Raw genomic sequence first — 12,947 nt, forward strand, 5'->3', positions numbered from 1 at the left:
GGTCTCACCGGCCGGAGCGACGTTGAACTCCCCGGCGCGGGCTCCGGGACCGTCGCCGGACGGACTCCCGCAAGCCTCCCCCGGCCACGCGGGCCGGGCAAGGCCGTTCTGCTGGACGATCGATTACCCACCCTCAACGATCGACCCCCGTCGTGGTGCACGGGCTCCGGCCCGTCCCGCGCGGGAGACTGGTGCCGTGGACAGCACCTCTGGACGGGACGACGGGCGCGGCCGGGCGCCGCGCGTCGCACGCGGCGGCGGGGGCACCGCCGTCGTCGTCGGGGCCGGCCCGAACGGGCTGGCCGCCGCCGTCCGGCTCGCCCGGGCCGGTCTGCGCGTCACCGTGCTGGAGGCCGCCGACGAGATCGGCGGCGGCGCCCGGAGCAGCGAGGCGATCATCCCGGGCCTCCTGCACGACCACTGCTCGGCCGTCCACCTGATCACCGTCGGCTCGGCCTTCCTGCGCGACCTCGACCTGCACCGCTACGGACTGCGCTGGTGCCTCCCCGAGATCGACTGCGTCCACCCCCTCGACGACGGAAGCGCCGGCGTCCTGCACCGCTCCGTCGAGGAGACCGCGGCCGGACTCGGCGCGGACGGTGCCCGCTGGCGACGGCTGTTCGCCGCCCCCGCCGCGTCCTACGACGAACTCGCGGACGACATCATGCGCCCGCTGCTGCGCCTCCCCCGCCACCCGCTGCGCCTGGCCCGCTTCGGCGCCCCGGCGCTGCTCCCTGCCACCGTCCTGGCGCGCGCGTTCACCGGGGAGCGGGCGCGGGCGCTGTTCGGGGGCGTGGCGGCGCACGCCTACCGGCCGCTGGACCGGCCGCTCAGCTCCGCCGTCGGGCTCGGCATCCTGGCCGCCGGCCACCGCCACGGCTGGGCCGTCGCCTCCGGAGGATCGCGCTCGATCAGCCGGGCGCTCGCCGCACTGCTCGCCGACCTGGGCGGCACCGTCGAGACGGGCCGGCGGGTCCGCTCGGCCGCCGACCTCCCGCCCGCGAACGTCACGATGTTCGACCTCGCGCCCGGCGCCGTGGCCGGCATCCTCGGCGACCGGCTGCCGCCCCGGGTCGCCCGCGCCTACCGCCGCTTCCGGCACGGGCCGGGCGCCTTCAAGGTGGACTTCGCCGTGGCCGGCGGCGTCCCCTGGACCGCCGAACCGGCGCGCCGGGCCGGCGTGGTCCACCTCGGCGGCACCTTCGAGGAGGTCGCCGCCGCCGAGCGAGAGATCACCGCAGGACGGATGCCACGGCGGCCCTTCGTCCTGGTCGGCCAGCAGTACCTGGCCGACCCGCAACGCTCCGTCGGCGACGTCCACCCCCTCTGGACCTACGCGCACGTCCCGCACGGCTACACCGGTGACGCCACCGAGGCCATCACGGCCCAGATCGAACGGTTCGCCCCCGGGTTCCGCGACCGCGTCGTCGGCCGCTCCGTGCGCAGCACGCCGGACTTCGCCGCGTACAACCCGAACTTCGTCGGCGGGGACATCATGACCGGGGCGAAGAACGTCCCCCAGCTGCTGTTCGGCCCCCGCCTCACCCTCCACCCCTACGACACCGGCGTTCCCGGCCACTACCTCTGCTCCGCCGCCACCCCACCCGGCCCCGGCGTGCACGGCATGTGCGGTGCCAACGCCGCCGAGGCGGCCCTGCGCCACCTCCACCGCGGCCCCTCCTGAGGGGAAAGGCCGGAGACCCGTTCTCGGTCACACAACTGCCCGGTACCGGCCGCGCGCGTGGCGGCAGGGCCGGCCGGACCAGTGTCAGGCCGATGTCGGGCCGGTGTCAGGACGGCTGTCGCAGCCATGCGTCGAGGGCGGCGTAGTCACCGTCGGTCAGACCACGGCGGGGATCGACCCGGTGGAGCAGGGCGGCTCCCCGGTGGTGGGCGGCGACCCAGGACCGGTCGGTGTCGCGGATCTCGTCGTCGACCCAGGCGAACGGGCGGCCTGCCGCCCAGTCGACGAGGGCGCGGGTCTTCCAGTGGAGGCCGTCCCGCTCGTCCTGGTCGTCGGTGGCGGACGTCTCCGGCCAGGCCACCACCGCCAGCCGCGGCAGACCGATGCGCGGGGCTATGCAGTCGTTCGCGTCGTCCATCCACGTCGTGGCCCAGACCACCTCGCACGGGAGCGCCGCCAGCCGCGGCCCGTGCGCGGGGTTGATCCTCGCCAGGAGCGGGTTCGCGTCGGCGCCCGGCGTTCCGGCGCCCCGGGGTCCGGGAGCAGCGGGATAGGTCGGATAGTGCCACGGCTCCGCGCCGAACGGGATGAGCGGTCCGTCGACATCCAGAAACAGCAGCGGACGCTGCCCCGAGCTGATCACGACAGCACCCTAGCGGCAGATCCCGACGCGGCGTGCCCCGGTTCGACCCGCCCCGGGCCACCGGGCCGGCGGTCCGCATCACCGCGGCCGCCCACCCGGGCCGGGCCCGGGTGGGCCCGGCCCGGCGCCGCGGCTGCGGCCCGGCGCCGCGGCTCCGGTCAGGCGGCGAGGCTGCGGTCAGGCGCCGACGTAGGCCGCGAGGTGCTCGCCGGTGAGGGTGGAGCGGTCGGCGACGAGATCGGCGGGAGTGCCCTCGAAGACGATCCGCCCGCCGTCGTGGCCGGCGCCCGGGCCGAGGTCGATGATCCAGTCCGCGTGCGCCATGACCGCCTGATGGTGCTCGATGACGATGACCGACTTGCCGGAGTCGACCAGCCGGTCGAGCAGGCCGAGCAACTGCTCGACGTCGGCCAGGTGAAGGCCGGTGGTCGGCTCGTCGAGGACGTAGACGCCGCCCTTCTCCGCCATGTGGGTCGCCAGCTTCAGCCGCTGCCGCTCGCCGCCGGACAGCGTGGTGAGCGGCTGACCGAGGCTCAGGTAGCCGAGCCCGACATCGGCGAGCCGCTTGAGCACGGTGTGCGCGGCCGGGGTGCGCGCCTCGCCGGCCCCGAAGAACTCCTCGGCCTCGGCCACCGACATCGCGAGCACCTCGCTGATGTCGCGGCCGCCGAGGCGGTACTCCAGCACCGAGGCCTCGAACCGCTTCCCCTCGCACTCCTCGCAGACGCTGGCCACGCCGGCCATCATCGCCAGGTCGGTGTAGACGACCCCGGCGCCGTTGCAGTTCGGGCAGGCGCCTTCGGAGTTGGCGCTGAACAGGGCCGGCTTCACGCCGTTCGCCTTCGCGAACGCCTTGCGGATCGGGTCCAGCAGACCGGAGTACGTCGCCGGGTTGCTGCGCCGCGAGCCGCGGATCGCGCCCTGGTCGACCACCACCACGCCCGCACCGGCCGGCCCCGGAGCGTTCACCAGCGAACCGTGCACGAGCGAGCTCTTGCCCGACCCCGCCACGCCGGTCACCACGACCAGCACCCCGAGCGGGACGTCGACGTCGACGTCACGCAGGTTGTTCGCCGTCGCTCCGCGGATCTCCAGCGTCCCGGTGGGCTTGCGCACCGTCTCCTTGACGGCGGCGCGGTCGTCGAAGTGGCGGCCGGTGATGGTGCCGCCCGCCCGCAGGCCGTCGACGCTGCCCTCGAAGCACACGGTTCCGCCCCCCGTACCCGCGCCGGGGCCGAGGTCGACGACGTGGTCGGCGATCGCGATCGTCTCCGGCTTGTGCTCCACGACGAGCACCGTGTTGCCCTTGTCCCGCAGCCGCAGCAGCAGGGCGTTCATCCGCTGGATGTCGTGGGGGTGCAGGCCGATGGTGGGCTCGTCGAAGACGTAGGTGACGTCGGTGAGCGAGGAGCCGAGGTGACGGATCATCTTGACGCGCTGCGCCTCGCCGCCCGACAGCGTGCCGGCCGACCGGTCGAGCGAGAGGTAGCCGAGGCCGATCTCCACGAAGGAGTCCAGGGTCTGCTGAAGGGCGGTGAGCAGCGGTGCCACCGACGGCTCGTCGAGGCCGCGGACCCACTCGGCCAGGTCGCTGATCTGCATCGCGCAGGCGTCCGCGATGCTGATCCGCCTGATCTTCGACGACCGGGCCCCCTCGCTGAGCCGCGTGCCGTCGCACTCGGGGCAGACGGTGAAGGTGACCGCCCGGTCCACGAAGGCCCGGATGTGCGGCTGCATGCCCTCCCGGTCCTTGGAGAGCATCGACTTCTGGATCCGCAGGACCAACCCCTCGTAGGTCATGTTGATGCCGGCGATCTTCATCCTGACCGGCTCGTGGTGGAGGAAGTCGCGCAGCTCCTTCTTGGTGTACTTGCGGATCGGCTTGTCCGGGTCGACGAAGCCCGACTCGCTGTAGAGCCGGTAGTTCCAGCCGCCCGTCGTGTAGCCAGGGATGGTCAACGCACCCTCGGCGAGCGACTTGGAGTCGTCGTAGAGCTGGGTGAGGTCGATGTCGGAGACGGCGCCCCGGCCTTCGCAGCGCGGGCACATGCCGCCGGTGATGCTGAAGCTGCGCCGCTCCTTCACGGTCTGCCCGCCGCGCTCCAGGGTGACCGCGCCCGCTCCGCTGACCGAGGCGATGTTGAAGGAGAACGCCTTGGGCGAGCCGATGTGCGGCTTGCCGAGCCGGCTGAAGAGGATGCGCAGCATCGCGTTCGCGTCGGTGGCGGTGCCGACCGTGGAGCGGGGGTCCGCGCCCATCCGCTGCTGGTCGACGATGATCGCCGTGGTCAGCCCGTCGAGCACGTCGACCTCGGGACGGGCCAGCGTCGGCATGAAACCCTGTACGAAGGCGCTGTAGGTCTCGTTGATCAGCCGCTGCGACTCGGCGGCGATCGTGTTGAACACCAGCGAGCTCTTACCCGAGCCGGAGACACCGGTGAACACCGTCAGCCGGCGCTTCGGGATCTCGATGCTGACGTCCTTGAGGTTGTTCACGCGTGCGCCGTGCACGCGGATCAGGTCGTGGCCGTCGGCGGGGTGCGGCCCGGACGACTGCGGGTCCGTCCTCGTGGCCATGCTCATCGTCTCTCCATCTGTTGCGCGGCGCCGTTGCACTGTCCGGCCGGTCCGCCTTCACGGTCTCCGGAGGGGTTGCCAGGCTCGATCTAACCAGTTTCGGGCGCGTCCGTGGTGGTCACGCCAGTGCGCCGCAATGACCTGCGCTTCTCTGTTCCTGACCGGTTCCTGAGCGGTTCCTGACCGGTCCGGCGGGCCGATGGGCCAGCGGCTCGGCGGACCGACGGACCGGCGGCTCGGCGGACCGACGGCGGAGCGGCGCGGACCGGGGAAGGCTTCGGTGCCCGGTCTCTTCCGGCCGGATCACCCCGGCGCGGCGGGGCCGGTCGTCCATGATGGGAGGGCCGGGGGGAGGGCCCGGGAGCCCGGTCCTCCACCGGGCTCTCCGTACGGTCCGACGAACCGGCACAGAAGGTGGGACAGCATGGCCGAGGAAGCTCGCAAGCGGCGTTGGCCCGCCATCGCGGTGGTCGTCCTCGGCCTCTGGTTCCTGGTGCGGGGCGGTGCCGGCGGGCACAGCGGCGAGCCGGCGGGCACCGCCCGGCCGACGACCACCGCCTCGCCGGGCCGGTCCGCCACACCGACGGCCGGGGCGGCCTCCGGCACGGCCGGGCCGGGCACCGCGTCCTCCTCGTCGAAGGCCGCCGACTCCGACTACGCGCCGGGCCGGTTCGCGGCGCCCGTCCGTACGCACGCGGCCCGCGCCGGCGTCGACCCGCAGCTCCTGATGGCCATCCTCTACATCGAGTCGTACAAGCCGCACGGGCCTGAGGTGGAACGCGCCTGGCAACGCCTCAAGCCGGACGCCGCGTTCGGCATCGCCAACATGCACCGCGCGGCCTTCGAGGAGGCCCGGCAGGGGCGCGACTTCGCCGGCCGGGCCTGGGAGGACCTCCCCGGCGACCCGGACCTCGCGGTCGAGGCCGCGGCCTGGCACCTGCACGACCTGGCCGCCCAACTGCCCGCACACTGGTCCGGGCCGTACACCAAGGACGAGTTGATGGCCCTGGGCTACAACACCGGTGCGGGGAACATGCTGGCCTTCGCCCGGAACGTGCCCCCCGGTGCGGCGGCCCGCTCCTACCTCGACCGCCTGCACGACAACTGGGCCAAGGCCGCGGAGTCGCTGCGCCCGTGACCGGCCGACGCATACCCGGCGGTGTACCCGGTGGAGCCGGGTACCCGGTGGTGGAGCCGCTTGACCGTGGAGCCGCGTACCCGGTGGAGCCGGGGTGACCGGGGCTGGGCCGGTCGGGTGGGGTCGGGGGCGCACCGGTGTGGTGTCGGAGGACGGCGGCGGGCGGGGGCGGGAGGCTGGTGCTCCGGAGGCAGGCAGGAGAGAGCTTGTGAGTGGGCGCGGCGGTCGAGGCGTCCGGGGTCCCGTGGCCGCGGGCGGGACCGCGGGCGGGACCGCGGGTGAGGTCGCGGGCGGGGATCCGTCGGCGGGAGATGCCGGGGTGCTGGGCACCGCGCTCGGCGTGGTGCTGGCGTTCTCGCTCGCACAGGGCTCCTGGCAGTGGTTCTCCACCTACCTGGGGGTGACGCTGCTCGCGGCGGTCCTGTCCTTCGGCCGGCTACCGGTGTGGGCGCCGGGCCGGCGGACCGCCTTCGGGTGGCGTCTGGCCGCGTATGCGCTGGTCGTCGGCCTCTGTGTCGCGCTGGCGCTGGCCCCCGCACTCCAGCGCTGGGACTGGCTGTTCCCCATGCCGGAGACCCGTCACGGGTGCGTGGAGTCGGGCCGGTACCAGAGCCTGCAGACCCAGGCCGCCCTGGGGAGCCTGGCGGGCCAGGCTGGTGACGCCCTGGCCCACGCGCAGCAGGAGCAGAGCCGCCAGGCCGTCGACGACTGCCTGGCATCGACGACGACGCGCTGGCTGCCGGCGTACGCGTTGGGGACGGCTCTGGTGGTGTGTGCGACTTCGTGGTCGCTGGGGCGGGCAAGAGCCCGGAGGGCGGCGCCCGGGTCACCCTGAACTCCGGTGCTCGCGGTGGGGCGGCACCGGGCACGGGCCGGCCGGGGCGGCGGGTCGGCAACGGCCGCTTGAAGGCACCTGGTGGCCGATGGCCGCGTGCCGGCGCGGGTGGTTGGTTGCGGGCAGCCGCTTTCCGGCGGTTGATCGGCAACGACCGGTGAAGGACGGCCGGTTGTGGGCGGCTTGTCGCGAACATCCGCTTGCGGATTGCCAGTTGTGGACGGCCGGTTGGGAAAACGGCCGCCACGGCACCGGGGGACCTGACAGCATGCAGTGTGCGGCGGGTCGCCAGTGGCGGGCCCGAGGCCGAGGTCGTCCAGGTCGCCCAACCCGGAGGAACGGATCAGTGTTTCCACGTACTTCACCGTCGGGCCGCTCGGCGTGGTCGCGCCGCCTCCGGGTGGCGCCGGCCCTGGTGACGGTGTCGGCCCTGGCCGTGGGGCTGGCCCCGTCCGTCGCGTTCCCGGCCGCCCTCCCGGCGTCAGCGGCCTCGCGGTCCGCGTCCGCCGCCGGACCGGACGGGTCGGCGTCCGCGGCGCAGGACGGGGATCAGCGCGGGGATCAGGGCGGGGATCCGGCTGGAACCCAGGACGGGGCTCAGGACTGGGCTCAGGACTGGGCTCAGGCGCAGCGGGCCCGGCTGCGGCAGTTGGCGCAACGACTCGTGGACGCCGGGGCGCCGGGTGTGGTCGTGCGGGTCGACGACGGCCGCGACCGGCCCGTCGAGATCGCCGAGCAGGCCCCCTGGTCGGTCCGGGACCACCGGCTGAAGGCGGGTGACGAGTTCCGGATGGGTTCCAACACCAAGACCATGATGGCCGTTCTGGTACTCCAGCTGGTTGCCGAGGGGAGGCTCTCCCTGGACGACCCGGTGGAGAAGTGGCTGCCTGGCGCGGTCCCGAACGGCGCGGCGATGACGCTGCGGATGCTGCTGAACCACACCAGCGGACTGTTCGACTACACCCAGGACGGCGCGCTGCTGGACTCGATCCTCGGCAGGGACCCGCACCGGTGGACCTCCACGGAGCTGCTCGCCGTGGGCGCGAGGCACGAGCCGCTGTTCGCCCCGGGAAGGAAGTGGTCGTACAGCAATACCGATTACGCCGCGGTCGGTGCCGTCCTGGAGCGGGTCACCGGGGCCGCTCTCGCCGACCTGGTCCGGGACCGGATCGCCCGGCCGCTGAAGCTGGACCACACCTACCTGGCCACGGACTCCACCTGGCGGGGCAGGCACGCCCGCGGCTACGAACCGGACCCCGCCCACATGCCGCCGGGTGTGCCGGACGCGTTCAGGGAGGTCGCCGGGCCACGGCGCGACGGTCACGTGGACGTCTCCGGTAACGACCCCAGCTGGGGCGGCGCCGCCGGGGCGGTGGTGTCCACCCCGCAGGACTGGTCGCGCTTCTACGCCGCCCTGATGTCCGGCAGGCTGCTGCCCGCCGCGCAGTTGCAACAGATGCTCACCACCGTCCCGGTCGACCCGGAGAACCCGGGGGCCGGCTCCGGGCTGGGCGTCGTGACGGCGGCCACCCCTTGCGGCACCGTCTGGGCGCACGACGGGGGGATCACCGGCTACTCCAGCAGCAACTACACCGACCGGGCCGGCAGCCGCACCGCCACCATCCTCTTCTCGACGGAGCTGCTGTTCGAGTTCGAGGCCGACCCGAAGCTCGTCGAGGCGAGCCAGGAACTCCAGACCGCCGTGCTCTGCGCGATGTTCGACAAGCCGGTCCCCACGACGCCGCTGACGACCACGCCGCCGACGGCCACGCAGCCGGCAGCGACACCGACGACGACCGGCGCGGCCACCGCCCGGGCCCGCTGACCGCGGCGGCCCGTCGGTGACGGACCGCCGCGGTGTCACCCCGCATCGCGGGGAACGACCCGCATCAGGAGGCCGCGGACGCCTGGCTAGAGCTCCCGGACGTGCGGTGGGTTACCGGTGGAGATGGAGAGCTTCCCGTTCTGGATCTGGAGGTCGCTTCCCCCGACGATCATCCCGTTGGCGCGGGTCATCGAGACGTTGCTCCGGCCGAAGCTGACCGAGATGCCGTCCCCGAAGGTCACCCACTTCTTGAACTCGTTGATCCCCTGGAACATGATCCGGTCCGGCATCGTGAAGAACATCCGCTCACCGTCGTGGCTGAGCTTCATCCCGCCGCCGACGGTGAGGTGACCCGTCACCCGCGCTTCACCGGAGACCCGTGCTTCGCCGGTGTGCAGTTCGTTCAGGTCGGCCTTGTCGGCCGTGACGGTGCCCAGGTCGTGGCCGCCGTCGCGCAGGACGCGCACGCCGGAGGCGGGGAACTCGATCCAGCCGTCGGTGGTGGCGCGGCCTTGGACCCACTTGGTGTTGATGCCGTTGAGGTCGGCCCTGTCGGCGGCGACGGTGCCCCACTCCTGACCGCCGTCCTTGCGGACGTCGATCCCGGACCGGGGGAACTCCAGCCAACCGCCACCGCCGTCACGATCACCGACCCACTTCGTGTCGACGCCGTTCACGTCGGCCCTGTCGGCCGTGAGGGTTCCCAGCTCCTGGGTGCCGTCCTTGTGGAGGCCGGCCCCCAAGGAGGTGAACTCGATCCAGCCGGCGCCCGCGTCGCGGCTGCCCGCCCACTTGGTGTTGACGCCGTCGACGTCGGCCCGGGCGGCCGTGACGACGCCGGGGACGTTGGTCGGGCCGTGGTAGACGTTGACGCCCCTGTCCGGGAAGGTGATCCAGCCGTCGTCGTTGCTCCGCCCCTGGACCAGCCTGGTGATCACCCTGTCCACGTCGGCCTTGTCCGCCGTCACTCTCCCCAGGTCGTGCTTCGCGTCCCGGACGGCCAGGCCGTCCGGGGTGAAGACGGCGCGGCCCTTGTACTGCGTTCCTTCGATCCACGGCGAGCGCGTCCCGTCGCCGAACTCGGGGACGAGCGCGTGGACGGTGGTGGTGAGGAAGTACCCCCGCTGATCACCGCCGTCGGGTGACTTGGCGACCAGGGTGTAGGTGGCGCCGCGTTTCGGAGCGGTGGTGGACCAGGAGTACTCCTGGTGAGCGGCCGCACCTCCCTGCGCAGCCGGCTCGTGGCGCACCTCGGCACCCGTCGCGTCGAGGATCCGGTAGTCCAGGGTGTTGGGCCCGTCCCACTTCAGGACGAGTGGCTCGTTCCGGTCCCCGTCCAGCAGGGACTTCTCCGCGCGGAAGTTGCGCGGCACATTCGGCGTCTGCTTGACCAGTCCGAGGGTGGTGGTGAAGGGCTGCAGCCGCATGGGCTCGTTCCGATCGCCGCCGCCGGCCTTCTCGTGGATCTCCAGGAGGGACAGCCCCGCTTCCCCGGCGACCGGGATGTTCTCCAGCTTCAGGACCAGGGCCTCTCCGCTCTTCAGGAACGGGTACCTCGCTGCGTGAGGCTGTGCCTGGTCGAACTGGGCCCGGAAAAGGAGCCGGCCGTTGTCCCAGCCGAATTCCAGCTGGTCATCGATGGGCCGCTGCTTCGTCCTCTCGATACTCGTGGTCACCGCGGCTGGATCGTCCGTCAGGGGCGAGGAGAAGGAGAGGAACGGCAGCTCGACGTCGATGTAGTCCCACTCCACGGCGGACTGGTGGGAGTTGGAGACGATGATGTACACCGTTGCCCGGGACGGTTCGCCGGGGAGCGACGCCTGGAGCCACGTCGGATCAGTGATGATCTCGTACTTCAGCAAGGACGGCACAGTGCGGACTCCCTACCTCGGTGCTCCCGCGATGCGGGCAGACGACGGGACGGGTGCTTACCGACCCGTCAACGGTAGGCAACGCCCCGCCGCCCGGGAGCCGCGATCCCGCAGAGCTGGCCCGAACAGACCTCCCCCTGGCTGGAACCACTGCCGAACGAATGAGCGGCCTGGCGGCCGTATGCCTCTGCCTCCTCGCGCCCGGCGGCCCGGTGGCCTCAGACGCGAGGCGGCAGGACCTCGATGATTTCGGCGAGGCCGGCGGGGTGGGCCTCGTACATGGTGATCACGTCACCGGGCTTCAGATGCCGCCACTGCTCGGGCTGCAGGGGGGCCAGCCGAACGTCGGCCGTCTCTCCTGGTCCGAGCTGCGGCTCGAGCTCACGTGGCAGGTTTCGCGAGCCTCCTGCAGCAGGCCTGGGCGGCGGCCATGGCCTGGCCTCGGCTCTGCCAGTCGTTGCGGACCACGTACGGGATCTTGAGACCCCGAGCAGCCCATGGCAGGCTCATGCCGCATGATCGACGAATTCGCGAAGGACAACCTGCACGGGAGACTGCGGCGGGACCGCAAGGCGCTGCTCTGGAAACTCGACGGCTTGTCCGAATACGACGCCCGCCGACCTTTGACGGCGACCGGGACCAACCTCCTCGGCCTGGTCAAACACGTGGCCAGCGTCGAGGCCAGGTACTTCGGCGAGGTCTTCGACCGCCCGTCCCCGGAACCGCTGCCCCGGTGGCAGGACTCCAACGGCAGCGATCTGTGGGCGACCGAGGGCGAGACCCGCGATCAGATCATCGGGTTCTACCGGCGCACGTGGGAGCACTCGGACGCGACGATCAACGAGCTCCCCCTCGACGCCCCCGGCCACGTGCCGTGGTGGCCGGAGCCTCATGCCGACACGAACCTGTTCGCCGTCCTGGTCCATGTCCTCGGCGAGTCCATCCGGCATGCCGGGCACGCCGACATCCTGCGCGAGAGCGTCGACGGCCGGACCGGGTTGCGCGCCGAACACGAGAAGCAGATCGACGAGGAAGCCCGTGCAGCCTACTGCGCGAAGATCGAGCAGGCCGCCAGGTCGGCGGCATCGATCAAGGCTTACTGATCGTTTCGGAATGCCGCTCGGAGCCGTCGAAAGCAGATGATGCTGCAGGCGAGTTCGAGCAGGCCTGGTGGAGGTCGGCGCGTCTTTCACAGCGGGTGCGGAGTCGCTTGAACCGGTGCAGCCGGGCGAACGCGCGCTCTGCCACCCACCGGACCCTGCCCGGCCCGGAACCACGGGCAACGCCGCGTCGGACGATCACCGGCTTGATGCCGCGCCTCCACAGCAGGCGGCGGGACTCGTCGAAGTCGACCGAGATCGCCGAGTGCAAGACCCGCAGCTCGACTCAGGCTGGACGCACTGCGGCGTGTCTCATTCCAAGAAGCCGGACTGGAACACGATTTCAGTGAGTCATGTCTCAGCCTGGAGAACCGGGGCCGGCGTGCCACAGGCCTCCGGCGCTCGCGCTGCGGCGGCCTTGAGTGCCGCGCCTGTGCGTATTGACGTTTCCGGGGGCGGACGGCTGGCTCCGGGGGTGTGCTCGGTCAGGAGCTCACGGACGGCGGCGGCACCCTGGGCATGTCGGCCCGCCGACCCGGGGTTGTCGGCCTGCGCGTCGCCCGTTCGGGGAACTACCGTTCAGGTGCGGGCCGTTTGTCGGTCGGAACACGATGCAGGGAGCGTCGTGCAATGGGGGTCACGGGTCGATGGTCATTGCGTTCGCTCTCTCCTTGCCCGGCCTGGCGCTCGCGGTGGCGCTGTTCGCGCTCACCTCGACGGCGTTTCGGCAACTGGCCGGTTCGAGGCTGGTCCCGGCTCGGCTCCGGCGACGGCCGAGCCGGGTCGGCGGCGCGCCTTCGGTGTCCACCGTGGCCTTGGACGTCTTCACCGGCTCAGTGAACACCGGCAAAACCGCTGAGCTGGAGGAACGCTCCGCCGAGGCAATGCGCCGCGATGAGGAGGGCGACGCCGCACCGCCCCGCTCGACCGTCGACCTACACGCGGGCCGCGCCGTCATCGTGCTCCCGAAGCAGCCGACCGGCACCGACCGAAAGCCCGGCGGACGGAATTGACCGCCTCGCCCCGGTCCGAAGCCGTGATCCACCTCGCGGTGATCAACCTCATGACCCGTCGCCCGACCAGCGAATCCACACCAACATGACGCGGAACGTGAAACATGACCAATCAGGCAATCACAGGATGAAGCAACGGGGCGAAACGCCCAGTTACTGGGCGTTTTACCCGTAAGTGAGTCAATTACTGCCGGTTTCCTGGGTGCCCAGGCTACCCACATTCGGTGATGCTTGGGGCTCAGGTGGCAGCAGTGCGGCCGT

Annotated in this window: 9 protein-coding genes and 1 pseudogene; 6 read left to right on the plus strand and 4 right to left on the minus strand. The window is 72.1% G+C overall.

Annotated elements, in window-relative coordinates:
- Positions 1–196 precede the first annotated feature (196 nt).
- Positions 197–1,684 (plus strand): phytoene desaturase family protein, encoded by a 1,488-nt coding sequence (locus ACFC1F_RS39330; protein ID WP_376166007.1) that lies wholly within the window; start codon positions 197–199, stop codon positions 1,682–1,684.
- A 106-nt stretch (positions 1,685–1,790) separates the two neighbouring features.
- On the opposite strand, the gene ACFC1F_RS39335 is transcribed toward ACFC1F_RS39330, so the two are convergent.
- Both ACFC1F_RS39335 and ACFC1F_RS39340 read right to left on the minus strand, forming a co-directional pair.
- Positions 1,791–2,327 carry an HAD domain-containing protein gene (locus ACFC1F_RS39335; protein WP_376166009.1) on the minus strand — a complete coding sequence of 179 codons (537 nt, stop codon included), beginning with the start codon at positions 2,325–2,327 and terminating at the stop codon, positions 1,791–1,793.
- A gap of 177 nt (positions 2,328–2,504) precedes the next feature.
- Positions 2,505–4,910, minus strand: a complete 2,406-nt coding sequence (locus ACFC1F_RS39340) for an ATP-binding cassette domain-containing protein (protein WP_376166010.1) — start codon at positions 4,908–4,910, stop codon at positions 2,505–2,507.
- A gap of 418 nt (positions 4,911–5,328) precedes the next feature.
- Between ACFC1F_RS39340 and ACFC1F_RS39345 the strand changes: the two genes are divergently transcribed.
- From ACFC1F_RS39345 to ACFC1F_RS39355, 3 genes are all read left to right on the plus strand, one after another.
- Positions 5,329–6,042 (plus strand): transglycosylase SLT domain-containing protein, encoded by a 714-nt coding sequence (locus ACFC1F_RS39345; RefSeq protein WP_376166012.1) that lies wholly within the window; start codon positions 5,329–5,331, stop codon positions 6,040–6,042.
- Positions 6,043–6,361: 319 nt separating this feature from the next.
- A complete protein-coding gene (locus ACFC1F_RS39350) occupies positions 6,362–6,877 on the plus strand; it encodes a hypothetical protein (protein WP_307852943.1) in 516 nt (171 codons plus the stop codon).
- Positions 6,878–7,526: 649 nt separating this feature from the next.
- Positions 7,527–8,702 carry a serine hydrolase domain-containing protein gene (locus ACFC1F_RS39355; protein ID WP_376166014.1) on the plus strand — a complete coding sequence of 392 codons (1,176 nt, stop codon included), beginning with the start codon at positions 7,527–7,529 and terminating at the stop codon, positions 8,700–8,702.
- Positions 8,703–8,788: 86 nt separating this feature from the next.
- On the opposite strand, the gene ACFC1F_RS39360 is transcribed toward ACFC1F_RS39355, so the two are convergent.
- The gene (locus tag ACFC1F_RS39360) at positions 8,789–10,573 is read right to left on the minus strand and encodes a hypothetical protein (protein ID WP_376166016.1); all 1,785 of its coding nucleotides are present in this window, start codon (positions 10,571–10,573) and stop codon (positions 8,789–8,791) included.
- 515 nt (positions 10,574–11,088) lie between these two features.
- Between ACFC1F_RS39360 and ACFC1F_RS39365 the strand changes: the two genes are divergently transcribed.
- Positions 11,089–11,676 (plus strand): DinB family protein, encoded by a 588-nt coding sequence (locus tag ACFC1F_RS39365; protein ID WP_376166018.1) that lies wholly within the window; start codon positions 11,089–11,091, stop codon positions 11,674–11,676.
- On the opposite strand, the pseudogene ACFC1F_RS39370 reads toward ACFC1F_RS39365, so the two are convergent.
- A pseudogene (locus tag ACFC1F_RS39370) lies at positions 11,670–11,917 on the minus strand (transposase); the annotation flags it as partial. The gene ACFC1F_RS39365 and the pseudogene ACFC1F_RS39370 sit on opposite strands and share 7 nt — an antisense overlap.
- 403 nt (positions 11,918–12,320) lie before the next feature.
- On the opposite strand from ACFC1F_RS39370, the gene ACFC1F_RS39375 reads away from it, so the two are divergent.
- Positions 12,321–12,686: a DUF6191 domain-containing protein gene (locus ACFC1F_RS39375; RefSeq protein WP_376166020.1), complete on the plus strand. Its 366-nt coding sequence runs from the start codon at positions 12,321–12,323 to the stop codon at positions 12,684–12,686.
- Positions 12,687–12,947 lie beyond the last annotated feature (261 nt).

It is taken from the genome of Kitasatospora sp. NPDC056181 (assembly GCF_042266225.1).
Lineage (GTDB): Bacteria > Actinomycetota > Actinomycetes > Streptomycetales > Streptomycetaceae > Kitasatospora.